General features: G+C 67.3%; 17 protein-coding genes and 2 pseudogenes. 13 read left to right on the top strand and 6 right to left on the bottom strand.

Annotated features, from left to right (window positions below; translation table 11 throughout):
- Positions 1-27: 27 nt before the first annotated feature.
- Positions 28-1,641, top strand: a pseudogene (locus OHS03_RS34770) (type I polyketide synthase); the annotation flags it as partial.
- Positions 1,642-1,666: 25 nt separating this feature from the next.
- On the opposite strand, the gene OHS03_RS07935 reads toward OHS03_RS34770, so the two are convergent.
- Positions 1,667-1,891: a hypothetical protein gene (locus OHS03_RS07935; protein ID WP_328664542.1), complete on the bottom strand. Its 225-nt coding sequence runs from the start codon at positions 1,889-1,891 to the stop codon at positions 1,667-1,669.
- Here OHS03_RS07935 and OHS03_RS07930 point away from each other — a divergent pair.
- Positions 1,863-2,345, top strand: a complete 483-nt coding sequence (locus OHS03_RS07930) for an FAD-dependent oxidoreductase (protein WP_328661973.1) — start codon at positions 1,863-1,865, stop codon at positions 2,343-2,345. The two genes, OHS03_RS07935 and OHS03_RS07930, sit on opposite strands and share 29 nt — an antisense overlap.
- Before the next feature lie 182 nt (positions 2,346-2,527).
- Positions 2,528-2,719 (top strand): annotated as a pseudogene (locus OHS03_RS07925) (hypothetical protein); the annotation flags it as partial.
- Positions 2,720-2,854: 135 nt separating this feature from the next.
- Here OHS03_RS07925 and OHS03_RS07920 read toward each other — a convergent pair.
- Together OHS03_RS07920 and OHS03_RS07915 are read right to left on the bottom strand one after the other, a co-directional pair.
- Positions 2,855-4,624 carry an FAD-dependent monooxygenase gene (locus tag OHS03_RS07920; RefSeq protein ID WP_328661972.1) on the bottom strand — a complete coding sequence of 590 codons (1,770 nt, stop codon included), beginning with the start codon at positions 4,622-4,624 and terminating at the stop codon, positions 2,855-2,857.
- On the bottom strand, positions 4,624-5,466 hold the full coding sequence (locus OHS03_RS07915) for a hypothetical protein (protein WP_328661970.1): 843 nt from the start codon (positions 5,464-5,466) through the stop codon (positions 4,624-4,626). The genes OHS03_RS07920 and OHS03_RS07915 overlap by 1 nt, the downstream gene beginning before the upstream one ends.
- A 264-nt stretch (positions 5,467-5,730) precedes the next feature.
- Here OHS03_RS07915 and OHS03_RS07910 point away from each other — a divergent pair, with 264 nt between their 5' ends.
- The 9 genes from OHS03_RS07910 (at position 5,731) to OHS03_RS07870 (ending at position 22,068) form a co-directional block, all read left to right on the top strand.
- Complete coding sequence (locus OHS03_RS07910) at positions 5,731-12,309, top strand: type I polyketide synthase (protein ID WP_328661968.1); 6,579 nt, start codon at positions 5,731-5,733, stop codon at positions 12,307-12,309.
- A gap of 38 nt (positions 12,310-12,347) precedes the next feature.
- On the top strand, positions 12,348-13,637 hold the full coding sequence (locus OHS03_RS07905; RefSeq protein WP_328661966.1) for a class I SAM-dependent methyltransferase: 1,290 nt from the start codon (positions 12,348-12,350) through the stop codon (positions 13,635-13,637).
- Positions 13,634-14,728: an SDR family oxidoreductase gene (locus tag OHS03_RS07900; RefSeq protein ID WP_328661964.1), complete on the top strand. Its 1,095-nt coding sequence runs from the start codon at positions 13,634-13,636 to the stop codon at positions 14,726-14,728. The genes OHS03_RS07905 and OHS03_RS07900 overlap by 4 nt, the downstream gene beginning before the upstream one ends.
- 3 nt (positions 14,729-14,731) lie before the next feature.
- Positions 14,732-15,277, top strand: a complete 546-nt coding sequence (locus OHS03_RS07895; protein ID WP_328661962.1) for an SRPBCC family protein — start codon at positions 14,732-14,734, stop codon at positions 15,275-15,277.
- Positions 15,274-17,775 (top strand): FtsX-like permease family protein, encoded by a 2,502-nt coding sequence (locus OHS03_RS07890; RefSeq protein ID WP_328661960.1) that lies wholly within the window; start codon positions 15,274-15,276, stop codon positions 17,773-17,775. The genes OHS03_RS07895 and OHS03_RS07890 overlap by 4 nt, the downstream gene beginning before the upstream one ends.
- A 29-nt stretch (positions 17,776-17,804) precedes the next feature.
- Positions 17,805-18,524, top strand: coding sequence for an ABC transporter ATP-binding protein (locus OHS03_RS07885; RefSeq protein WP_328661957.1), 720 nt, complete (start codon positions 17,805-17,807; stop codon positions 18,522-18,524).
- Positions 18,525-18,686: 162 nt separating this feature from the next.
- Positions 18,687-19,082 carry an MTB12 C-terminal domain-containing protein gene (locus tag OHS03_RS07880; RefSeq protein WP_328661955.1) on the top strand — a complete coding sequence of 132 codons (396 nt, stop codon included), beginning with the start codon at positions 18,687-18,689 and terminating at the stop codon, positions 19,080-19,082.
- Positions 19,083-19,105: 23 nt separating this feature from the next.
- Positions 19,106-20,908: a hypothetical protein gene (locus tag OHS03_RS07875; protein ID WP_328661953.1), complete on the top strand. Its 1,803-nt coding sequence runs from the start codon at positions 19,106-19,108 to the stop codon at positions 20,906-20,908.
- A gap of 188 nt (positions 20,909-21,096) precedes the next feature.
- Positions 21,097-22,068, top strand: coding sequence for an oxygenase MpaB family protein (locus OHS03_RS07870; RefSeq protein ID WP_328661951.1), 972 nt, complete (start codon positions 21,097-21,099; stop codon positions 22,066-22,068).
- A 17-nt stretch (positions 22,069-22,085) separates the two neighbouring features.
- Here OHS03_RS07870 and OHS03_RS07865 read toward each other — a convergent pair whose 3' ends face one another.
- Positions 22,086-22,718 carry a TetR/AcrR family transcriptional regulator gene (locus tag OHS03_RS07865; RefSeq protein ID WP_063816066.1) on the bottom strand — a complete coding sequence of 211 codons (633 nt, stop codon included), beginning with the start codon at positions 22,716-22,718 and terminating at the stop codon, positions 22,086-22,088.
- A gap of 145 nt (positions 22,719-22,863) precedes the next feature.
- Here OHS03_RS07865 and OHS03_RS07860 point away from each other — a divergent pair, with 145 nt between their 5' ends.
- Entirely contained in the window at positions 22,864-23,850 is a 987-nt protein-coding gene (locus OHS03_RS07860; protein ID WP_328661949.1) for an oxygenase MpaB family protein, read from the top strand.
- A gap of 96 nt (positions 23,851-23,946) precedes the next feature.
- Here the strand turns inward: OHS03_RS07860 and OHS03_RS07855 are convergent, their stop codons facing one another.
- Positions 23,947-24,471 carry an alpha/beta fold hydrolase gene (locus OHS03_RS07855; RefSeq protein WP_328661946.1) on the bottom strand — a complete coding sequence of 175 codons (525 nt, stop codon included), beginning with the start codon at positions 24,469-24,471 and terminating at the stop codon, positions 23,947-23,949.
- Positions 24,386-24,616: a lipase family protein gene (locus tag OHS03_RS07850; protein WP_328664125.1), complete on the bottom strand. Its 231-nt coding sequence runs from the start codon at positions 24,614-24,616 to the stop codon at positions 24,386-24,388. Before OHS03_RS07850 ends, OHS03_RS07855 begins: the two co-directional genes overlap by 86 nt.
- Positions 24,617-24,762 lie beyond the last annotated feature (146 nt).

Raw genomic sequence — 24,762 nt, 5'->3', positions numbered from 1 at the left:
GCTGTGCGCACCGCCCTGGCGACCGGGATGGACGGCCGCACCCCGTCCGCCGCCGAGTCTCCGGCCGCGGCCCGCCCACCGGCCACCCGTCAGATCACCGAAACCGTCACAGCGCTGGTCACCGACCTCATCGGACGGGCCCCGCGGCCGACCGAGGTCGACGAGAACTTCGCCGATCTCGGCTTAGGTTCCCTCGCCGCGGTCGAACTGATCAGACGGCTCAACGCCGAGCTCGGCTGCGCACTGCCGACGACCGCGCTCTACGAATTCACCACCATCAACCGGATCGTCGAGCACGTGCTCGAGCAGCGCGCAGGCGTGGGGCCCGCCACCGGCGACGCGCGCCCGGTACGGCCCCCGCCGGGCGAGCCGATCGCGGTGGTCGGCATCGGCTGCCGCTTCCCCGGCGGCGTCGAATCACCGCGCCAATTCTGGGAACTCCTTGCGCGCGGCGGCGATGCCATCTCGGCGTTCCCGCCGGAACGCGGGTGGGATCCGGACGCCCTCTTCGACCCGGACCCCGATCATCCCGGCACCACCTATGTCTGCGCGGGCGGATTCCTTGACACCGCGGCGGAGTTCGACGCGAACTTCTTCGGCATCGCGCCGAACGAGGCGATGGTGATGGATCCACAACAGCGCCTTCTGCTCGAAACCTCCTGGGAGGCAATCGAACACGCCGGAATCGATCCGACCAGGCTTCGCGGATCCGATACCGGCGTGTTCGCCGGCGTCATGTACCACGACTATCGGGCCTCGGGCCCCGGCTCGCCACGCTCGGCCCAGGCCTACCTCGCTACCGGCCGGGCCGCGAGCGTGGCCTCCGGCCGCATCGCCTACACCCTTGGTCTGCACGGTCCCGCCCTGACAGTGGACACAGCGTGCTCGTCCTCACTGGTGGCGGTCCATCTCGCCGTAAATTCGCTACGCCGGGGTGAGTGTTCCCTCGCGCTGGCGGGCGGGGCGACGGTCATGTCGACCCCAGAGGTCTTCGTCGAGTTCTCCCGCCAGCGAGGGTTAGCCGCCGACGGGCGGTGTAAGGCATTCTCGGCCATCGCGGACGGCACCGCGTTCGCCGAGGGCTCGGGAGTCCTCGTGCTGCAACGGCTCTCCGAGGCGCGCCGCCAGGGCCGCACCGTGCTCGCAGTGATCCGTGGCACGGCGGTGAACCAGGACGGCGCATCCAACGGTCTGAGCGCGCCGAATGGATCAGCCCAGCGGCGGGTGATCCAGCGGGCCCTGGACGACGCCGGTCTGGCGGCCGCCGACATCGATGTGGTCGAGGCGCACGGCACCGGCACCACCCTCGGCGACCCGATCGAGGTGCAGGCGCTTTCGGCGACCTACGGCCGATCGCGTCCACACGGGCGACCATTGCTGCTCGGTTCGGTCAAGTCCAATATCGGGCACACCCAGGCCGCGGCCGGGGTCGCGGGTGCGATCAAGATGATCGAGGCGATGCGCCGCGGCACCGTTCCGGCCACCCTGCACGCGGAACCACCCACGCCACACCTGGATTGGTCCAGTTCGGGGATCAGACTGACCACTCGCCCGACCATGTGGCCGGTCACCGGGCGGCCGAGACTTGCGGCTGTCTCGTCGTTCGGCATCAGCGGAACCAACGCGCATCTGGTCTTGGAACAGGCACAGGAGGGGTAGTGGAACGTTACGACGTCATCGTCACCGGAGGCAGATCGGCGGGCGTCGCCGCGACGGTCGGTGCGGCACGGACCGGAGCACGCGTGCTCGTGATCGAACGTGAACGTGCCTCGGAGGTGCGTCCACCCTGCACAATGTGCTGACCTATTGCGGTCTGTACACCCGCGCCGATCCGCCCGAGCAGGCGGTCTTCGGGATCGCAGATGAGGTGCTGCGCGGGTTTGCGCGCCATGGACGCGGTCACCCGAACCCACTCGATTCACCTCCATCGCTGTGGTTTTCGACCCGAGGCGGTCAAGTGCGTCCTCGACGAGTTGTGCGCACGAGCCGGTGTGGATGTGCGGCTGCACAGCCAGGTGATCGGCGCGCAACGGGTGGGTGCGATGATTCGCTCGGTGCTGCTGGCGGATCATCAAGGTATTCACACCATGGGCGCGGCGGCCTTCATCGATGCGACCGGTGAAGCGGATCTGACCGTCTTCGCCGGAGCCGCGATCCGATACGACAACGACGGTCGGGTCCAGAACGGAACGCTCGGTGTCCGCTTCGGCGGTGTCGGCCCGGACGCAGACCTGTCAGGTGACACAGTCGCCGCGACCTGGCACGAGCGCGTTCCACAGACATCGACGCGGCCTGTGGCCTGGTCGCACGCCTGCCGGTCGCCGGCGACGTCATCACCTACCTGATCGACGAGGGCTACGACGCGCGGGACGCATTGGACCCCACTCGGGCACAGGTCCGCTCACGCAGAAGAGCGAGAACGTATTTGCAGGCCCTGCGCGCAGAGCATCTTTGGACGGGGGCACACATCGTCAGCACGGGCCCGGAGACCGGCACCCCGGCGAGTCGGGGCATCTGGTCGGCCGCTATGCGCTGTCCGGACCAGAGATACTGTCCGGCACCTGATTCCATGATGTCATCGGGTTGGGCGTGTGGCCCGCGGAGTACCACGCGGTCGCGGGCTAGCCCGCTTCGCATCCTGTGCAGTGCCGACACCGTGAACCTCATCGGAGCTGGCCGGGTCATCGACGGTGACCGGCAGGCCGGTGCGTCGCTGCGGGTCATGGGTACGGCCTTCGCGACCGGCCAGGCCGCGGGGGTCGCGGCGGCGCTGGTCGCCGCGACCCCGCCGAGCTGTCCCCTACCGCCGTCCAGTGACAGCTGCTCGCGCAGGGCGCGTGGTTGGGCGAGTGACTCAGCGACGCAGGACCGCGCGCAGGGCTGCCGCGAGTTCCCCTGCAGGGTCGGCGACCGCACCGCCCGACCGCCACGCGACATGATGGTCCGGGCGCACCAGGATCGCGCCCGCCGCACCGATCCCGCTGAGCGAGGCCCAGTCTCCGTCCTGGTCGTGCCAGTCTCGGTCAGCTGCCTCGGTGATCCGGGCAGGCACGACCGGCGCGCCGAGTTCGCTGCTGACCTGCCGGGCGGCCCGCACCCACGCATCGCCCGCGCCATCGGTGATCAAGCCGAACGAACCCGTGCCCGCCAGATCCAGAGTCGAATACCGAACCCCGTCTCGACGCAGCCACGCGTGCGGCAGTCGATGGCCAGGACGGGTGGTCGGCCGGTAGATGTCGCCCATCGGGGAGGGCGGCCATGCGGCCGTTCCGTCCGGGCACAGCGCCCCCTCGACGTAGGCCACGCCGAGCTCGAGATCGTGTGCCTGGCAATCGGTCCGGTGCGTCCCGAGTATGTCGGCCGCGCGGGCACGCTGGGTCGCACCGCGGTCGCTGTCCTCGAAATAGTTCTGGAAGAACATCTTTCGCGCGATGCGCGGCACATGTGGTCCGAGTCCGAGCGCTGCATCCAGGATGACCTGTGAGTTGGTGAGGATACCCAGCGCCCAGTCCAGGTTTCGCCGCCCGACCGGCCTGCGCTCGGACTCGTAGGTATCCAGCAGATCCTCGGTCGCCCAGCCCGACTCCACCGCGGCCAGCTTCCAGGCGAGATTGTGCGCGTCCTGGATCGCGGTATTGAGCCCGAGTCCCGCCGCAGGCGGCATCCGGTGGGCCGCGTCACCGGCGAGGAAGACCCGGCCCGCCTGGTAGCGGTAGGCCAGCACCGCGTCGATCGCCCAGTTACTCGTTCGGTGCACGTGCAGGTCCAGATTCGGCAACCCGAGAATCTCACGAATCCGATCGGCGACAGCGGCCGGATCCTGCACTGCGGCATCGTTGCGGTCGGCCGTGAAGTGCATGCCCCATTCTTCTGAGAACCTGCCCCAGGTCGGGCCCATCTGTACCAGGACCGAGCCTGTGTGCGCGGGGTTGTCCGGGCTGATGAAATAGGTGAGCAGCGCGCCGTCGCGCTGCCAGGGCGACAGATCGGCGGAAAAGTGCACCGTCGAGACGTTGTGGACCTTGCGAAGCCCGTCCATGTGGATGCGCGCCCGCGCCGCCGCGGTGCGGCCACCGTCCGCCGCGATCAGATACTTCGTCCGCACCGAATACTCACGGCCGCTGCCATTTTCGCGCAGCTGCGCGGTGATGCCGTCAGCGTCGGAGGTCCAGCCGGTCAGCTCGCAGCCGAATCGCACGCGACCCGGCGAGCGCTGTTCGGCTTCGTGGCGCAGCAACGGCTCCAAGCGGACCTGCGGCAGATTGGTCGCCGTGCTCGGGCTGTCGGCACAGTAGATCTGTTCCAGCTCACCCGCGCCGAAGGCGTCCAGTTCGTGGATGATCCTGCCGTCCAACGGGCCGTCACCGCCGAGTGAGGTCTGCCAGCAGACTTTGCCGAACTTGTCGAGCGGGGCACCCTGTCGCATGATCGGCTCGGCGATGCCGTGCTGCCGGTACAGCTCCATCGTGCGCTGGCTCAGATAGTGGGCTTTCGGCAACTGCGAAGTGCCCGAGCGTCGTTCGACCAGCAGGTGATCCACGCCGAGGTTCGCCAGGAAGACCGAGGCCGACAGACCGCAGCCACCGCCGCCGACGATCAATACCGAAACGTCGAGATCCGTCATCAGCGGTGCCTTACGAATCCGGGCGCTTGCCCGGGAAAATAGAAGCTCTCGTGGGACTCCCATTCCACGCCCGCCACTTCTTCGACGTCGTCGAGTATAGCGGTCATCGGCGCGCCACCGTCCGGGTGCAGCCAGATGTGGGTATCCCACAGCCGGGGATGTGGAATGCCGAACGGGTCGGGAAGTTTCGGTTCGAGTGCCCCGGAAGCGCCACCCCGGACCGCCTCCTGGGGTGGCACGCAGACCATGTCGAAGGACGGGAGCGCATGGACGCCACGCTCGTGGACGAACCAGTCGGTGGGGTCGAGGCACAGAGACGCCGACACCGGGTACACGCCCGGGGTGTATTTGGCAAGGTAGCCCCATCCGGCCAGTTCGTACGGGTAGTCGGCTTCGACCGGGTCGCCGAGGTCGGCACCGGTGGCGAGCGACCGATAGAACAACGTGGCCGGCTCACCCGCCGTGACCGTGAGTGGCGCGGGGAGGTTGGCGGTGAGGCCATCGACCGAATTCGCCAGCAGTTCGGCCGATCCCACCAGATCGGCAAGGACCATGCCCATCCCCGCATAGCTGACGACACCGTGAGACAGCGGCGTCCAACCCGACAGCGACACCGCGGCCAGATCCGCCGGGCCACGCAGCGTCCGCAGCGGACCCAGCCGATGCAGCACGAGATCGCGATCGTGTTCCAGCGATGCGGTGCGGGTTTGCGCACCGCATCGCGACGTGTCGGCGGATGCTGGGACCGCCTCCGTGACGCTGTAGCCGACTGTCGCGAGCAGCAGCGCACAGACCGCCGACAACAGCGGTCCGCGAACCGTCGGTGATGGATGCTGACGCATAGGGAAACCCCTCTCCGCCGGAAGTAACCGACCAGCAGTCGAACCGTGCCATCGCCGATTGTGGTGGGCCGCCGCGCGCCCCGAAAACCCCTAGTTGTCCCCTATCTGCTAGTACCTGCCGGGCTAGGGGACAACTAGGGGTTTCCCACTCGCATCCGACGCTGGAACAGTTCGCCTGACCCCGCAGCGGCAGTGCTCGACACAGCGTTCGGTTACCCGACATCGACAGCACCAGGCCGCATTCCGGTCCAGAAGGGAAGAACAATGGCCACGGAAGAAGAACTGCGTACCCATCTCAAGCGAGCCGCTGTCGATCTGACCAATGCGCGACGCCAGCTCAAGGAGTTCGAATCCAAGGATCACGAGCCGATCGCCATCATCGGAACAGCCTGCCGGTATCCGGGCGGCATCTTCACGCCCGAGGATCTCTGGCAGCTGGTGATGGACGAGCGCGACGCGATCGAGCCGTTCCCCACCGACCGCGGCTGGGACGTCGAGGACCTCTACGATCCGAACCCTGACACGCCCGGCAAGTCCTATGTGCGTGACGGCGGATTCGTGCACAGCGCGGGCGATTTCGACCCCGCGTTCTTCGGGATCAGTCCGCGTGAAGCACCTGCCCTGGACCCTCAGCAGCGACTGCTGCTCGAGACCACCTGGGAGGCGTTGGAGCGCGCCGGCATCGACCCCACCGAACTACGCGGCAGCCGCACCGGCGTTTTTGCGGGCGTGGTCTCCGGGGACTACGCCGCGCGAGCGGGCGCCGGTGCCGATCTCGATCCTGGCTATCTGATGCTCGGAGTGACCGGCAGCGTGGCCTCGGGACGGGTGGCCTACTCGCTGGGATTCGAAGGCCCCGCATTGTCCATCGACACCGCCTGTTCCTCGTCGCTGGTCGCGATTCACCTGGCCTGCCAGTCGTTGCGCCGCGGTGAATCGACCCTGGCGGTCGCCGGTGGGGTGACCATCATGGCGACCCCAGGCATCTTCGCCGGCTTCTGCCAGCAAGGCGCGCTCGCGCCGGACGGACGATGCAAGCCGTTCGGTAAGGCCGCCGACGGATTCGGTGTCGGCGAAGGCGCGGGCACGCTGATCCTGGAACGACTGTCCGACGCGCGGCGCAACGGCCATCCGGTGCTCGCGGTGGTCCGTGGCAGCGCGGTCAATCAGGACGGCGCCAGCAACGGCCTGGCCGCGCCCAACGGCCTGGCACAGCGCAAGGTCATCCGGCAGGCGCTTGAGGACGCCAGGCTGAGCCCCACCGAGGTGGAGGTCATCGAGGCACACGGCACCGGGACCTCGCTCGGCGACCCGATCGAGGCCGAAGCTCTGCTCGACACCTACGGCCAACGCGCCGAGGGAGACCCGATCTGGGTCGGTTCGGTGAAATCCAATATCGGGCACACCCAGGCCGCGGCCGGCGTCGCTGGCGTGATCAAGATGATCGAGGGCTTCCGGCACGGTGTCCTGCCCGCGTCGCTACACGTGGACGAGCCGACACCGCATGTGGACTGGAGCACAGGTCACCTCGCTCTGATCACCGCGACCCGGCCGTGGCCGGACGCCGACCATCCGCGCCGCGCCGCCGTGTCGGCCTTCGGTGTCAGCGGCACCAACGCCCATGTCATCCTGGAACAGGCTCCGAAACACGACCTTTCCGCGAGCGTCGACCCGCTCGCGACAGTGCCCGCACACCGGGCCTGGGTCGTGTCCGGGCGTTCGCCCGAAGCGCTGTCGGCGCAGGCGCAGCGGCTCGGCGCCGCTGTCGGCGACGCCGACGTCGACGATGTCGCCTACTCGCTGCTCACCACCCGTACGCTGTTCGAACAGCGAGCCGTGGTGATCGGGCGGGAACGGTCGGAGTTGCTGGCTGGTCTCGAAGCCAGGGCCACGGGCTCGGCGGACGACCGCGTGGTCTCCGGCCGCGCCTCGGCCAAGGGCAAAATCGCCTTCGTGTTCCCCGGACAGGGCGCGCAGTGGGTCGGTATGGCCACCGAGTTGCTTTCCGGCTCCGAGGTATTCGCCGAGCAGATCGATGCGTGTGAGCGGGCGTTCGCTCCGTACGTCGATTGGTCACTGCGCGAGGTACTGACCGGCGGCGCGGACACACCCAGCCTGGACCGTGTCGATGTGGTGCAGCCCGCGCTGTTCGCGATGATGGTCTCGCTCGCGGCCGTCTGGCGTTCGTTCGGGGTGGATCCCGACGGCGTCATCGGACATTCCCAGGGCGAGATCGCGGCTGCCTGCGTCGCCGGCGCCCTGACGCTGGAAGACGCCGCGCGCATCGTCACACTGCGCAGCAAGGCGATCGTCGCGCTCGCAGGCACCGGTGGCATGGTCTCTGTGGCCGCGGACGCCGACCGGACCCGGGAACTGCTGGCGCCGTGGGCCGATCGCATCGGGGTGGCCGCCCTCAACGGCCCGACCGCCACGGTGATCTCCGGTGAACCCACCGCGCTGGGTGAGTTCATGGCCGCCTGTGAGCCACTCGAGATCCGCACCCATCGGATTCCCGTCGACTACGCCTCGCACTCGCAGCAGGTGGAGGCCCTGCGCGACTGCATCGTGTCCGATCTGGCCGACATCACCCCGCACAGCACGGGCATCGAGTTCTGCTCGACGGTCATCGCCGAACCGATCGACACCGAAGGCCTCGACTCCGACTACTGGTACCGCAACCTGCGGCTGCCGGTGAAATTCGAACGCACCACCCGCGAGATGTATCAGCGCGGATACCGGGCGTTCCTGGAGATGAGCCCGCATCCGGTCCTTGTCCCCGCCATCGCGGACACCATCGAGGTCGCGGAGGCAGATCCCGACGGGTTCGTCGTCACCGGTTCGCTGCGCCGCGACGAAGGCGGGCCCGCCCGCTTGTTCACCTCGCTGGCCGAGGCGTTCGTGCGTGGCGTGCCGGTGGATTGGACCCGGCTCTACCCCGCACCTCGTCAACGGGTCGAACTGCCCACCTACGCCTTCCAGCGGGAACGCTACTGGGTCGAGATGTTCGCCCCCGCGGGCAACGCGGGCAGCCTCGGTGTCGGCGAGGTAGGTCATCCGTTGCTGGCCGCGGTCTTGGGCCTGCCCGACGGCGACCGCACCGTGTTCACCGCCCGCCTGTCGCTGAGAACTCACGCCTGGCTGGCCGACCACGCGGTGCTCGGTACCGTCCTCGTGCCGGGCGCGGCGCTGGTGGAGCTGGCGCTCTACGCGGGTGAGCGACTCGGCTGCGCCAAGGTCGAGGAACTCACCATGATGGCTCCACTGATGGTGCCCGAACAGGGCGGTGTCCAGGTACAGATCGTGGTCACAGAACCGCGCGAGTCCGGCGACCGGGGTATCTCCATCCATTCCAGGCTCGACACCGACGCCGATGCGCTCGACGAGACCCGACCATGGACGACCCACGCCGAAGGTGCGGTCACTCCCGTCGATATCGGCCAGGCCACTGCGGCACAAGGCCTTTCGGTATGGCCGCCGGTTGGTGCCACCGCGATCGACCTGACCGGCTCCTATGAGCGCCTCGCCGAGCTCGGCTACCAGTACGGTCCGCTGTTCCGCGGTCTCAACGCGGTCTGGCGACGCGGCGACGACGTGTTCGCCGAAGTGGCGCTGCCGCAGGAGCGCGATGCCGAGGTCGCGCAGTTCGGCTTGCATCCGGCCCTGCTGGATGCCGCCATCCAGGCATGCGGCGGGCTGGAAGCCTTCCTTCCCACCGGCGACTCGAACACACTGCGTCTGCCGTTCGCGTGGGAAGGCGTCACCCTGCACGCCGTCGGCGCGACGGCGCTGCGGGTGCGCCTCGGGATGGCCGGGCCCGATCGGGTGACGGTCACCCTCGCCGACGCCGCCGGCATGACCGTCGCCACGGTCGATTCGCTGGTCCTGCTGGAGGTTTCGGCCGACAAGCTACGTGGCGAGCAGGACGCGACACGACCCCAGGATTCGCTGTTCGGCATCGAATGGGTGCCGGTGTCGGCGCGCACCCTCAAAGTTCCGGCTCGCTCGGGTGCGTGGGTGGTGCTCGGCAGTGGCGCCGAGGATCCGGTGCGCGGCCTGCTCGAATCCGCCGACGGCGTGCGGATTCCGGCGTATCCGGATGTCGCCGAACTGGTGGCGGCCCTCGATGACGGACCCGCGCCAGAAGCGATCATCCTGCCCGTCGGCGGGCGAGAGAGCGATGGCGACCTCGCGCGCGAGATCCGCGACGAACTCGCCTGGGTGCTCGGACAAGCACAGGCCGTGCTCGCCGAGGGCACGCTGAGCGGGGCGACATTGGTCGTAACGACACGCTCGGTGGTGGCGGTCGAGAGCAGCGAGGACATCGTCGATCTGGTAGCGGCGACCGCATGGGGCATGATGCGCAGCGCGCAGACCGAGAACCCGGGGCGGATCACCCAACTCGATGTCGGAACAGAGCCGTGCACGGTGGAAACCGTTGCCGCGGTCCTGGCCTGCGACGAACCCGAGGCGGTGCTGCGGCGCGGCGTCCTGTATGGGCGACGCTTGGCGCGGGTGGACGCACCGCCCACGACCCTCGACATCACCGAACAGCAATGGCAGCTCAGCATCACCGAGCGGGGCACCCTCGACAACGTCGAGCTTGTCGACCTTGCCCCCGAACTCGCCACGACGCCGCTGGCCGACGGTCAGATCAGGGTGGCGTTGCGCGCGGCGGGTGTGAACTTCCGGGATGTGCTCATCTGCCTCGGCATGTACCCCGACGAGAACGCCACGCTGGGCGGCGAGGGCGCAGGCGTCGTTCTCGAAGTCGCCTCGGACGTCACCGATCTCGCGCCCGGCGATCGCGTGATGGGCATGTTCGCCACGATGGCGAGCACCGTCGTCACCGATCGACGGCTGGTGACGGGGGTGCCACGGGGCTGGAGTTTCGCACAGGCCGCCTCGGTGCCCGCAGTGTACCTCACCGCGTACTACGCCCTGCACGACCTGGCCGGACTGCGCGCCGGGGAGAAGCTGCTGATCCACGCGGCCACCGGTGGCGTCGGCACGGCCGCGGTACAGCTGGCGCGCCACTTCGGCGCCGAGATCTACGCGACCGCCAGCACGCCCAAGTGGGACACACTGCGCCACAACGGATTCGATGACACCCACATCGGAAACTCGCGCACCGTGGAGTTCGAGTCGAAATTCCTGGTGCAGACCGACGGCGTCGGCATGGACGTCGTGCTCGACTGTCTGGCAGGTGAATTCGTCGACGCATCCTTGCGACTGCTGCCCAACGGTGGGCGGTTCGTCGAAATGGGACTGGTCGACGTCCGTGAACCCGACGTGGTCGCGGCCGCACATCCGGGCGTCGATTACCGGTCCTTCGTCCTGCTCGAAGCCGGACCGGATCGGCTCGGGGAGATCCTCACTGAACTCTCCACGCTGTTCGCCTCCGGTGTGCTCACCCCGCCGCCCATCACCTCCTGGGACGTCCGCCGTGCCCGCGAGGGCCTGCGCTACCTGAGCCAGGCGCGCCACATCGGCAAGGTGATCATGACCTGGCCCGCCCCGCGCGACCCAGCGGCCACCGCCCTGATCACCGGTGGAACCGGCACTATAGGCGGTCTGCTCGCCAAGCATCTGGTGACCGAACACGGAATCCGCCACCTGCTGCTGACCAGTCGCAGTGGCTCCTCCGCTCCCGGCACCAGCGAACTAGTACAGGAACTGAGCGACCTCGGCGCGCAGGTCACGGTCGCGGCGTGCGACACCGCCGACGGCGAAGCCGTGCGGAGCCTGCTCGCGGCGATCCCGGCCGAGCATCCACTCGGCACTGTCGTGCATGCCGCGGGCACGCTCGACGACGGGTTGTTCACCACGATGAACGTCGAACAGCTGGAGTCGGTGCTGCCGGCCAAGGTGGACGGTGCGTGGAACCTGCATCGTCTCACCAACGATCTCGATCTCACCGATTTCATCGTGTTCTCTTCTGCAGCAGGCGCGTTGGGTGCGCCGGCTCAGGCGAACTACGCGGCCGCGAACACCTTCCTCGACTCGCTCGCCCAGCACCGACAGCACCGGGGCCTGCCCGCGGCGTCGATGGCATGGGGACTGTGGGAGCAAGCCACCGGCCTGACCGGAACCCTCAACGCAGCGGACCTGTCCCGCATGAACCGCGGCGGTTTCCAGGCCATGCCCACACCGCTGGCCCTGTCCGTGTACGACGCCGCACGGCTGCTCGGCAGGCCGCACACCCTCACCACGAAGATCGATATCGGGGCACTGCGCACCGCGTCGGGCCTGGCGGAACTGCCACCGCTGCTGCGCGGGCTGCTGACCACCCGCAGGCGCGTGGACACCCGCGGCTTCGACGCGGGCGCGCTGGCCAAGAAGTTGGTCGGCTTGTCGGAGAAGGAGCAGTACACCGTGGTACTGGACCTGATCAAAGGACATATCGCCGCCGTGCTCGGGCACAGTGGCGCGGACGTGGTCGACGCGGATCAGAAGTTCTTGGACATGGGTTTCGACTCCCTCAGCGCGGTCGAACTGCGCAACAGACTCAAGGCGACGGCCGGAGGAGCCAAGATGTCCACCACGGTCATCTTCGACTACCCGACGCCTGCCTCGCTGGCGGAATTCATCCGCGGACAGATCACGCCCAAGGACGACGAACTCACCGAGCCCATCCTGACCGAGATCGACCTGCTGCTCGGCCGTCTGGCCGAAGTGCATCCGAACCGGACGGTCCCCTCGACAGCGGTGGACCGGATCTTGGCCGGAGTGCGCGGATTGCACACGGCACCCCAGGTTTCGGAGCCACTGACACTGACCACCACCGATCTGGACACCGCCGACGACGACGCGATCATCGCGCTGCTCGACGGCGACGACCAGTAACGACACGGCAGCTGCCACGGACAAAGGAGGACACACCGATGGTTCCGAGCACAGCGCCCGCGGACAGCGATGGTTCGCGCGGATCGGCCTCGATCCTGTTGGACGGATTCGAACGGCTCACCGGCACCCGAGCCAGGTTCGGTTTGCGTCTGTGGGACGGCAGTCGGGCCGGCCGCCCGGATGCGCCCACGGCGCTACTCGGTTCACCGAATGCCCTACGACGAATGATATTGAGGCCCGACGACCTGGGCCTCGCCCGCGCCTTCGTGACCGGTGAACTGCAGGTGGAAGGGTCGGTGACAGAATTCCTGCAGGCCGGAGCGCTCACCGCCGACGACGCCGATTGGGCTCAGGGCCCCTGGCGGGATCTGCCTGCCAGGGCCCGCGGCGCGCTGTCACTCACGACGTGGGCGCTGCGGACCGGACGGACATGGCGTCCGCTGCCACACCCGGCGGTGGAGCTGGCGCGCTGTCGACTCCGCAGCCGCGCGCAAGCGGTACGGCACCACTACGACCTCGGTGACGACTTCTACCGACTCATCCTCGGCCCGTCCATGGTCTATTCGAGCGCGTACTGGCCCGATCCCGAGCAGCCGAAGGATCTCGAGGCGGCCCAGGCCGCCAAGCTCGACCAGGTCTGTCGCAAATTGAGATTGGGCCCCGGCACCACACTGCTCGATATCGGCTGCGGGTGGGGCAGTCTGCTCGTCCACGCGGCCGAGCACTACGGCACGAAATCGGTGGGCGTCACCCTGTCCTGCGACGAGGCCGAGTACACCCGTCGCCGCGTCGAAGCCGCCGGGCTCGGTGATCGCATCTCGATCCGGCTCGGCAATGCCGTCGATGTGACCGACGGACGATTCGATGCCATCGCCGGCATCGCGGTGAGCCAGCATCTGAACAGGAAGGAGCAGCGTCGCTACGCGCAGATGTTGCACGATCTGCTCGAACCCGGTGGTCTGGCGCTCAGCCATGACGTGTGCGTCTCCGAAACCGGTCGCAAATACCGGGATTCACCCTTCCTGCGCCGCTACATCTTTCCCGAGTTGAACCTGCGTTCACTCGGTGAATCCGTGGTGTCCTACGAACGGGCGGGACTCGAAGTGGTCGAGGTGGAAAGCCTGCGCGCGCACTACGCCCCGACCTACGACGCCTGGCTGGCCAACCTCGAGGCCAACTGGGAAGCGGCGGTTCTGACAGTCGGCATCGAGAAGACGCGCGCCTGGCAGCTTTTCCTGGCCACCGGCTCGGTCGGTTGTCATCTGGGCTGGACCGGGGCCAATCACGTTATGCTCGCCCGCCCCGAGTCGGCGGCGGTGACCCGATGACCGCCGCGGTGACCGGCAGCACCGGGTTCCTCGGCCTGCGCCTGATCCATCAGCTGCTCGCGCGCGACGAGCAGGTGATCGCGCTCGCGCGTCGCGGGCAGCGACCGGCGGCCGATCGAATAGCCGAATTCCTGCTCCACTCCGGGGTCGGCGAGGACGAGCGCACCCGACTGTTGCGCGGTCTGCGGGTGATCGACACCGACCTGGAACAGCCGAGAATGGGACTGTCGGAGCGGGTTTTCCGGAAACTGGCCGACTCGGTCGACATCATCTGGCACTGCGGCGGCAGCACCTCTTTCCGAGACGACCAGCAGGTGTATCGCATCAACGTCGTCGGTGCCGAGAGCGTGACGGCACTGGCCACCGCTGGCGAGCGCCGACCCCTGCTGTGTCACACCAGCACCGTCTCCGTCGTCGGTTCCCAGCAACGCGGCGTCGTCCTGGAACAGGAGGTGCTGGTGGAACCGGCCGAATTCAACTCCATCTACGAACGATCCAAGTTCGAGGCCGAACGAATCGTCTGCGACTGGTCGAGGAAGACCGGGCGGCCGGCGGTGATCTTCCGTCCCAGCGGCTTGATCGCGCGCACTCCGCAGTATCCGGGCTGTCCGATGCATCCACTACAGACGGCCGCCAGGGCCGGAAAATCACTGTTCGAAGTGTTCCAAATGGTAATGGGAGACGACGGTGAGGCGGTACCGATTCCGCTGGTGACCAAGGAGAGCAAGACCAACCTGATTCCGGTGGACCACGCCGCCTTCGCCATGCTGGAGATCGTGCGTCGTCGGCCGCCGGAAGCGCTGTCGTTCTATCACCTCGTCAACCAGGTCGACACACCGCTGACCACGCTCACCGAGGCATTCTCCGACTACTTCGGGATCCCGTTGTATCTGGCCGAACAGGGTCTGGAGGTGTTCTCCGAGCAGGAGCGCACGATGCTGCAGGACTTCGGGCTGTTCGACGACTTCGGGGCATATATCAACTGGGCCACCATCAGCCGCGACTATGACGTCACGGGGCTCACCGAACTCGGCCTGCTCTGCCCGGATGTGCCGGTGGACAAGGATTTCATCCTAGCGAGTTTGGACTGACCGATGGGCGAGTACGTACAGCGCTGTGTGTGCGCGGCTCCCCTGCCGATCACCTTCGCCTTCGTCGACGACGCGGCACGGCTGCCGGAGTGGGTGATCGGCGTCTCCGCGTTCACCCACACCGGTGGGCCGAATCGGGGTGTGGAATCGCTGTGGCAGATGCAGATCTCGTTCGGGCCGATGAAGCGACGCATCCCGCTGCGGTGTACCGAGTGGACGCAGAACCAGCTGATCATCATGCGGTCCACGAGCGGACGAGAGCTGCGGATCGAGTTCAGGTTCGCCGCCGATACCCCGACCGATACCGCTGTCGACATCGTCGTCGGCTATCCGGAACCGGAGGGAGCCGCCGAACGGGCATTGGCCGCCAAACTGGAATCGCTGGCCACCGTCGCGATGGGACGCATCGCGGTGCGCCTCAGAGATCGCGTCGCAGAGCAGTATTCGCGGTCACCGCGAGGAAACGGCCCGGCTGCTACCATTTTCGATGGTACTGGGCGGGCGATCGTCACCGGGCTCGGTCCCACGGGGGAGCGTGATGGTCAGTGATCGGATCGGGTATCAATCGGTTCCGGGTGCTGACGCTGCGCGAGATCGCCGCCGGTGCAGGCCGTTCGGCGGCCGTGGTTCTGGTCATCGCCGTCTCGGCGGCGCTGCTGGTCGCGGTGCTGGCCATCTACGGATCGCTCACCAACTCGGTGAAGCAACTGACCGACAGCATCGCCGGTGATGCGCAGGTAGTGGTGAGCGGCTACACCGACACCGGTTTCGACACGGCCGTCGTACCGCGCATCGCGGCTCTGCCCGGCGTGAGCGTCGCGGCGCCGATCGTGCAGCAGCAGCGCGAGATCGGCGGTGCGGCGGTCACCATCCTCGGGGTCGACGTGAGCGTCTTGGGGCTCGGCTCCGACCTCGGCCAACTGGCCGAGACCGGACTCGGCCCGAATTCGCCGCTGCTGAAGCTGCGCGACGGCGTGGTGGCAGGGCCTGGACTCGGTCTCGCACAGGGCGAACGGCTGCGGATCGGCGAGCACACCGTGACCGTCGCCGTCGTCGCCGGGGAAGCCGACAGCGCCAAGGTGAACGGGGGCAGGTTCGTCGTGGCGCCGCTTGCGCTGGCACAGCGGCTCACCGACCACGAGAACCGGGTCGACACCGTCGCCATCGCGACGAAGCCGGGTACTGATCTGGCCACGTTGCGGGCCGCGATCGTCGGCGCCGTGGACAACCGAGCCGTGGTCTCCGACACCGACATCCGCAGTGCCCAGGCAGAGAACGCGGTCGCGATCAGTCGCAACTCCACCCTGCTGGTTGCGGCGATCTCCCTCGTCGTGGCGGCGTTCCTGGTCTACAACTCGATGACCATGCTCGTCATGCAACGTCGCCAGAAGGTGGCCATCCTGCGCGCGATGGGCGCCAGGCGTTCGACGGTCGTCGCCGACCTCGTGCTCGAGTCGGCGGCCACCGGGTTACTCGCCGCGGCGATCGGGATCCCGCTGGGCTGGTTGCTCAGTCGCCGAGCCATACAGGAAGTTCCGGCATTCCTGGTGCAGTCCGTCTCCGCGCAACTGGTCTACTCGGTGCCGCCGCTCACCTATCCGATCGTGGTCGTGGCCTGTGTGCTCGCCTCGATGACCGCGACCGTCGGCGCGGCCAGGCAAGTGCACCGCATCTCCCCGCTCGAGGCCCTGCAGAGCGCCGAACTGGCCACCACCGAAACGCTGCCCAGCCGCTGGACCGTGCTCGCTGCCGTGGTCGGCGTGAGTTTGATGGCCACCGCCTTCGCGCTGGCGACGCTGGTCAGGGGGCCGGTCGTGTTCCTGTCGGTGGCGGTGTACACCGTCGGAGGCATCATGCTCGGTGTCGCGGGCATGTCCCGGATCTCGACGTGGGCCTCGGCGCTCGCGCGCCGGTTCGGGGTGCCGGGCAGACTGGCGGCGGCGGCGATCGAACGGACGCCGCGCCGGTCCTGGGCTACCGCCGTCACCGCCGGGATCGCGGTCGCCCTCGGTATCGGCGTGCACGGTGCGCTGGCAGATGTGATCGACTCCGGGTCCCATTCCTTTGTCGGCCTTCGTGCTACGGATGTCTTCGTCTCGAGTTCGCCCAGCAGCGCCCTACCCTCCGGCGCGACGCTGCCCGACGATCTCGCCGCTCATGTGCGCGCGGTACCCGGGGTCGCCACAGTGGGTGTCGGCCAGTGGGCCTACGTCACCATCGGCGAACAGCGGGTGGCGGTGGAAGGACTCGGCGCGGACAACTCCGGGACCACCGGGGCACTCCTGGATTCCCAGACACTGCAACAGGTTCGCGCGGGGACCGGCGTCGCGGTATCGCGTCAGATGGCCAGCAGGCAGAGGTGGGAGGTGGGGTCGCGGATCGACATCGGCACACCCGCCGGCCTCCGCTCGACCACGATCATCGGGATCATGGATATTCTGTCCATCGATTCCGGAACGATCGCCATGAGCGTCGCGGACATGCGCGACTGGTTCGACCGCCCGGGTGCCACCTATCTCTCGGTGAGTCTGGCCTCCGGCGCCGACCGATCGGCCGTCATGACTGCGATCGAGCAGATCACGCCGGACTCGGCCTACGTGTATTCGGGCGAGGAGTCCTATAACGCCTCCACACACAACATTCGGCAGGCGGGCGTACTCGCGGGCGGATTGCAGTGGACGGTTGCGCTGGTGGCGGCGGTCGCGCTCATGAACACCTTCACCTTGGCTGTGCTGCAACGCAGACGCGAACTCGGAGTGCTGCGCGCGATGGGTGCCACACGGCGGCTGGTGTCACGGTTCATCCTGGTCGAGGCATTCTCGGTCGGGGTGGTCGGCGCTGTCCTCGGCATCGTGCTCGGCGTCATGGTGCAGTACCTCGCCACGCTGGTCAGCGTCGAAACACTGGGCATCGCAGTGCAATTCACCGTCGCGCCCGGCATTCTCGGCTTCGCGGCCGTGGGTGTGCTGATCTGCCTGATCGGCGCCGTCGTGCCGGCCGTGCGGGCCGCGCGCATGAATATCGTCGCCGCGATCTGGAGTGAGTAACGCGCGATCAGCAGCCGAAAGGAAAAACCATGTTGACCTTGACCGATGTCGTCCGTGAGTACCGACTCGGCGGAGAGACCGTACGCGCGCTCAACGGCGCCGCCATGACGATCGAGCCCGGCCGTTTCGTCTCCATCGTCGGCCCGTCCGGTGCAGGCAAGAGCACGCTGCTGCACCTGCTCGGCGCGCTGGATTCACCCACCTCGGGCTCGATCACCTTTCGCGGCCAGGAGATCAGCGACCTGACCGACGACCGACGGTCGGAATTCCGTTTGCGTCAGGTCGGATTCGTCTTCCAGTTCTTCAATCTGCTCCCCACCATGTCGGCGTGGGAGAACGTCGCGATACCACGTCTGCTGGCCACCGGCGCGCATCGCGGTGCGCGCCGCCGTGCCACCGAGCTGCTGGATCTGGTCGGGTTGGCGGACCGCGCCGAACACCGTCCCTCCGAATTGTCCGGCGGCCAGATGCAGCGAGTGGCCATCGCCCGCGCCCTGATGATGGATCCGCCGCTCGTGCTGGCCGACGAACCCACCGGCAACCTGGATTCCCGCACCGGCGCGGACATCATGAACCTGCTCGCCACCATCGCTCACGACACCTCCGGGGAGCGCGCCGTCGTGATGGTCACCCACGACCAGCAGGCCGCTGAACGCACCGATCGGATCATCACGCTGCGTGACGGGCACATACACAGCGACGAATCCCGCACTCCCCCAACGGCCCCCGACGAATCCTCGTGCGTCTGACACCCCATCGAAAGGCACCCCATGAATTGCCGTTCCGCTGTCCGCGCCCTCACGATGGGAATCTCGATCATCGTGACGGCGACCCTCACCGCATGCGCTTCCAGCGATGACCGAGCGGCACCGCCGACCTCGACCACAAAGGCCGGGGCGAGCTGCCCAGCGGTGCCCTCCACCGCGGATATCGATGCGCTGGTGAGCAAAGCGGTGAATCCGAACACCCCGGTCGCGGAACTGCTCGCGATGGTTCAGGGCATGGAGAACGTCGATCCGGGTCCGATCGAGCAGGCGCGCCTGCGCAACAGCGCGAGTATGACCAATCTCGGAATGGCCTGGAAGGTCGACAAGATCGTCGACAACTGCGGCACCGCGTCGGCCGAGGGAAACCTGACGGTCAACAACCAGCCGGGTATTCCGCTGACCGTTCCGATCGTCTACGACAACAAAACCTGGAAGATCGAGAAGTCCACCGTGTGCAGCCTGATCATCCAGGGATCCGGCCAGATCACTACCGGCGGCGACGTCGACCAGGACCAAGCCCTCACGCTGGCGGGCTGCTGAGCGAATCATCAGGAGCCCCCGAGATGGTCACCCGCGCACTCGCCGCGCTCGTCCTCGTAGTTCCACTCCTCGCCGGGGCCGTTCTCGCCGCCCTCTTCCCGGTAGAGCCGACGAGCCGACGAGCGGTTCCGTCCATCGCGATCGTCTCCGACCAGGAGCCGAGACCGGAATCCGCCGCGGCGGCACTGATCGCCGCATTGAGCTCGTCGGACACGTTTTGGTGGCAGACACGCGATCCGGACGCGGCCGGAACCGACCTCGCCGACGGAACCGTGGCCGCCGCCGTAGTCGTGCCGTCCGATTGGGGCAGGCGGGCAGGCGAGGTCGACCGCCAGGTGACCATCACGCCCGGCAGTCGCGGCCTCGACGCGAGCACCTACGCGAACCTGGTGCAGGCGGTGTCGGCCGCCGCGGCGACAGTCGGGGTAAAGGAACTCTTGGTCGGCGTCTCGGCGGCGCGAAAGAACCTCAACTCCGCCCAATTCAGCGCTGCCCTGGTCGATGCCGCGGTGGGGCAGGCGGGCGACATGCTCGCCCGGGCGTTCGAATCAGTGGACACCATCCAGGCGCAAGCCGGACCGCTGCTGGCCGACCTCGACTCGATTCTGCCCGCCCTGCGCCAACTGCCCGACACCGTGAACCAAACGGTCGACCTCCTCACCCGCGTAGCGACCGCACTGGGGGATTCGGACCTTAGCCTGGGTGATCTGCGAGCGGGAGCGGCCTCGGCACGCGCGAATGCCGACACCGTCGCGAACGCGGTACGCGAATCCGCGGCGGCTCGCGCGCAGGCACGTGAGGCACTGGAACCACTGGCGGCGATCCTGCGAACCTCCGGCCTGCCGCAGGCCGAAGAATTGGCAGACCAGTTGACGAGCCTGAGCCACCTGATCGGCGGCGCGTCCGACACCGCGGCAACGAACAGTGCGCAGGTCCTCGGTCTCGGCGCCGACGCGGTGCCACAGTTGCTCAACCGACTGTCCGGGCTGTTGGATGTCACCGTCGAGGACAGCACCCGTGTAAGCGATGTGCTCACCCTCGGCGCCAACCGGCTCCGCTGGCTCGGTTCGATCCTCAGCCAGAGCGAACAACTGCTCACCGGTGTCGATTCGACCATCGACCAGGTCACCGCTATGCAAACGGAAATCCGCACGCTGCTCACCACATTCAAGCAGGTCACCTCTCAACTGGTGGTGTCGATCGATGCCTCGTCCAAGGCCTTACCGACGGGTGTCGACCCCGCCGCCGCCCAGGTGAGTGTGGCCGACCCGACCTCGCCCTGGTCCGATCCGGCGGTGGCGCGCGCGATTGTGTTCACGGTGGCCGGCGCACTGCTCATCGCACTGCTGTATACCCGACTCGTCGAAGGCACCCGTCGGCGTGCACACGTACTCGCCCTCTGCGTCGCCGCCGCGGTGGCATCGGCCGCTCTGGCCTCGACCGTGCTGCACTCGGTGTCGCGTGCCGACGCGGCTTTCGCGTTCCTGGTCCTGGTCTCGCTGGTCCTCGCCGCCGCGGCCGTCGCGGTGCTGCGGCTCTGCTCGCAGCGATGGGGCGTCGCGGTGTGGATGCTCGTGATCGGTGCGACGGTGATGTTCGAGGGTGGCATCGACAGCAGCGAAGGCGCGATCGGCGATCTGGTTCGCCGGTTGCTCCCCAGCGGGTACGCGATCACCGGTCTCACCGAGGCCGCGAGCACCGGCATCGGCACCCGCATGCTCGTGCCGCTAGGCGTCCTCATCGGAGTCGGCGTGAGCGCGTGCCTCGCGCTGGTGATCCTGCGTGCTCGACCGAGCGCACCTGCCGAGCGCCTATCGCTTCTTTGACGATCAAACTCTGGATACTAGGCCACAAACCGAGGCATTTTGATAGCTTCGTAGCAGTTCAACTATCACAGCGGTCTGTACGTCATCCGGTCTTCGCGCTGATCGTGTGCGATCCCGGCCGCGGCAAGATCCGCATCCGGGCCGCCACCACCGGGAACACGCCGATCTCCGGAGACAGAAGGAAGACGATGACCACCACTCACCGAAATGCCGACTCCGGCAACGAATCCGAACCGCGAAGTGCGAGAGTCGGCATCGATCCCGCTGACCCGATCGAACTGGTCGCCATCGATTCGATGACCGCCGAGATGGTCGGCCACTGGACCTACCTCATGGTCGAAGGCGCCGCCTTCGCCATGCAGGGTCTGCACCCGACCATCCGCGACGTCGTCGACAAGTACTCGGTCTCGCGCACCGATCCGGCGGGACGCGCCATTCGGTCGGTCGACTCGGTGCTGCGCTGGACCTACGGCGGTGCCGAAGCGATCAAGGAAGGCCAACGCCTGCGTTCGCTGCACGAACCGTTGCGAATGAAGAACGCGGACGGGAAATCCATCAGCGCCCTGAATCCCGATGCCTACCAATGGGTTATCGCCACCGCCTACGTCACCACCGCCAAGGCCGGACCACTGCTGATCGGGCGCGAGTTCACCGCTGCGGAATTGGACGAGTTGCTGGCCGACAATATTCGCATCGCGCGGATATTGCAGGTGCCGATGAGGGGTTACCCACAGACCAGGGCCGAGTTCGACACCTATTACGAGCACATGGTCCGCGACGTCCTGTGCGCCACCGACGATGTGCGCGAACAGTTCCGGCAGCTGCGTGACGGCGAGATCGAACAGCTGGCGAAGATGCCGTTTCCAGCGGATCGGGTGTTGCGGTTGGCGCTGCTGCCCATGCTGCGATTCAACTACCTGTCCATCGTCGGTCTCCTCGACCCGCGACTGCGAGCCATGATCGGCGTCGAATGGAGCCGCGCCGAACAGCGCAGCCTGGAGCGAATTTATACGGTGATCCGGTTCGCCTACCGCGTGCTACCGGAAAGGTTGACCTATTTTCCGATCGCCTACCATGCGCGAAAGCACCACCAGTCCATCGAGCGGATGAAGAAGCGGGAGCTGAAATCGGCCGCGTACAAGGTGCGTCCGAAGCAGTAACCCGCCCCGCCCGCCCGCTATCGAATGGCGTGCGGAAACAGCAGCGGGGCGAGGTACTGCCGGGCGAAATCGCGTGCGGCATCGGCATCATGGAGTGGAAGTACCCCACCCGGATTCGAGATGAAGGACATGGTCAGTCGGACGAACAGCTCGGCCACGACGTCGGGGTCGAAGTCACCGAGCTCGCCGCGTTGCTGCCAGTACGCGATGAAACGGGCGACACCGATGCGCCCGTGATCGACGAATTCGTCACCGGTCACGAAATCGGCCATCTGCTCGGCCGCGCCCGAGGTGCGCAGGTTTCGTGTCAGCAGCCGTGGTGCGGAAGCTTCACTGACGAAGGCCGAGAACATCTCCGCGAGCGCGCCGACCGGGCCCGCCGATTTCCGCATGGCCTCGTAGATGATGTCGCCGACCCGTTCGGCCTCGGCCATCAGCGCGTATCGGACGATCGCCGACTTGGTTCCGAACCTGCGATAGACCGTCGCGACGCCCACTTCGGCGCCGTCGGCGATGTGCACCATCGTCGTTTCTTCGAAGCCGACCTGCACGAAGGACTCACGAGCGGCATCGACGATGCGCCGGGATTTGGCGTCCAGTCGACTCAGCTCGGCCCAGGATTCGGGCAAGGGGGCTGGGTGGTCGTTCACCGCTGACACCCTACCGGCTGATCAGGTCATCTCGAGCGGAGCGCGGCCACCCGTGAGCGGGCGAAGAGACGGAAAGCGCCACTGCCGATAACCGGGCCTGAATGATAGTCTGATCGCAGTACTACTATCACAATGAGGTGGCGAAGTGACTCGGGACGCGAAGATTCGAGAGGTCCTGGACTCTCAACAATCCCCGGCCACACAGAACTCGATCCGCCCCGAGGTGATGACCGAGTTCCGCAAACACACCGCCAGCGCCCTGTCCGCCGTCTTCGCCGGCGCGGCGTTCGATCAAGTAGCCCTGATGCCCGTCGCGGCCGCGGTGGATCGAACCGGCAGATTCGCGGACAACTTCGCCAATCGTGGTGTGCGCAGCGGGTTCTCGTCAATCCTGGCCATCTGGGGCGACCCGGCCGATAGAGCCGCCGAGGCAGACTGGCTCAAGACGCGACACCAGGACGTCCACGGCCGCGGCACGGGTGACTATTCCGAGATCCGGTACAGCGCACTGAATCCGGATGCCTGGGTGTGGGTAGGCCTCAGTGGCGTCTACCTCGCGTTGCGAACCTTCACCTACTGCACCGGCACCGTGCTGCGGCCCGCGGAGCAGGAAGCAGCCTATCAACTGCTGCGGGAATCATTCTCCGACCTGGAACTGCGCGCCGAATCCGGGAAATTGCCCGCGACGCTGGCGGAGGCGACCGCCTATTACGACCGGATGGTCGACACCGAATTGCAGACCAACCCCTTCTTGGTGGAACAGTTCGCCGCGCTCACGAGGCTACCGCTGCCGACGATCGGGATCTCCGCGCCCGCGCGAGCAGCGCTGTCGCCGATGTGGTTGCTCATTCGGCCGATCGTCGGTCACGTCATTCAAGTCTGCTCGTCCAAGGCGATGGTTCCGGAGATGCAGGCACTCACCGGTTTCCGGCTGCGCCCGCGCCACGATGTGGAATTCGCCGTCTACACCACGGTGTTGCAGGCGGCGTGGCGACTTCTGCCGGACCGGCTACTGCTGGCGCCACTCGCGTACAACCGACTCCAGTACGAGAAGCTCGTCCACGTTCATCGCAAGTACGCACTGGACACTTTCTCGGTCCCCGCGGAGCGCAGCGGCGGCTGCCCGATCTGACCACGGCGCCACGCCGCGAACCGCATGATGGCGCCTAGGTTTTCGCCAACTCAGCGGGCACCCACTGAGCAACGTCGGCGGTCGTCTACCACCAGTTCAGGACGTTGCCGCGATGGCATCGCGCACCACCGCGGCGACGCGGTCGGGCCGCGAGACCGGGGAGGCGTGGGAGGAGTCGACCTCCACCGTACGTCCGGGTGCGGCGCGCCCCGCCATCATTCGCTGTAGCGCGGGCGGGATCACTCGGTCCTGGGTCGAGACGAGATACCAGCTCGGAGTCCGTGCCCAGGACGGCGGGCCGCTGGGTTCGAGATTGGCTTGCAGCGCAGCCGTTTTCTGGTGGGTGTACATGTCGGCGGCAACCGCAGGCGTGACGTCCTGGGCGAAGACCTGATGAAAGAAGACCTCGGGAATGAACCCGTCGATGCCGATGCCGACAGGGCTGGTCGGGTCCTGCACCGGAGTGACCAGTACGGCGGGCGGCAACAGCAGGCTGCCCGGGTACAGGAACGGATTCAGCATCAGCTGCAAGATTTCACCCTCGGCGGGCGCGAACGCGGAGACGAAGACATCGGCCGTCACATCGGGGTCGTGGACGTTGCTGATGACCGACCCCCCCATAGGAGTGACCGACCAGCACGATCGGGCCGTCGATGGTCGCGAGGAATGCGGTGAGCGAGGCCGCGTCCCCGGATACGCTGCGCAACGGGTTGTCGAAGGTGCGGACCGGGATCCCTTGCGCGCTGAGCTCTTCGGCGACCTTCACCCAACTACTGGAGTCGGCGAAGGCCCCGTGCACGAGCACGACCGTCGGAGGCGCCGCGGGCGCGGCACCGACCGGCGCGGCGGCTATCGCGGTGATGGCCAAAAAGGCTGTCGCGGTGGCGAAAAGCCGCCGACGATACGTTGATC

Source organism: Nocardia salmonicida (genome assembly GCF_036142455.1).
GTDB lineage: Bacteria > Actinomycetota > Actinomycetes > Mycobacteriales > Mycobacteriaceae > Nocardia > Nocardia salmonicida.
The sequence above is the reverse complement of the archived record's forward strand: the minus strand, read 5'-3'. Positions and strand labels throughout refer to the sequence as shown.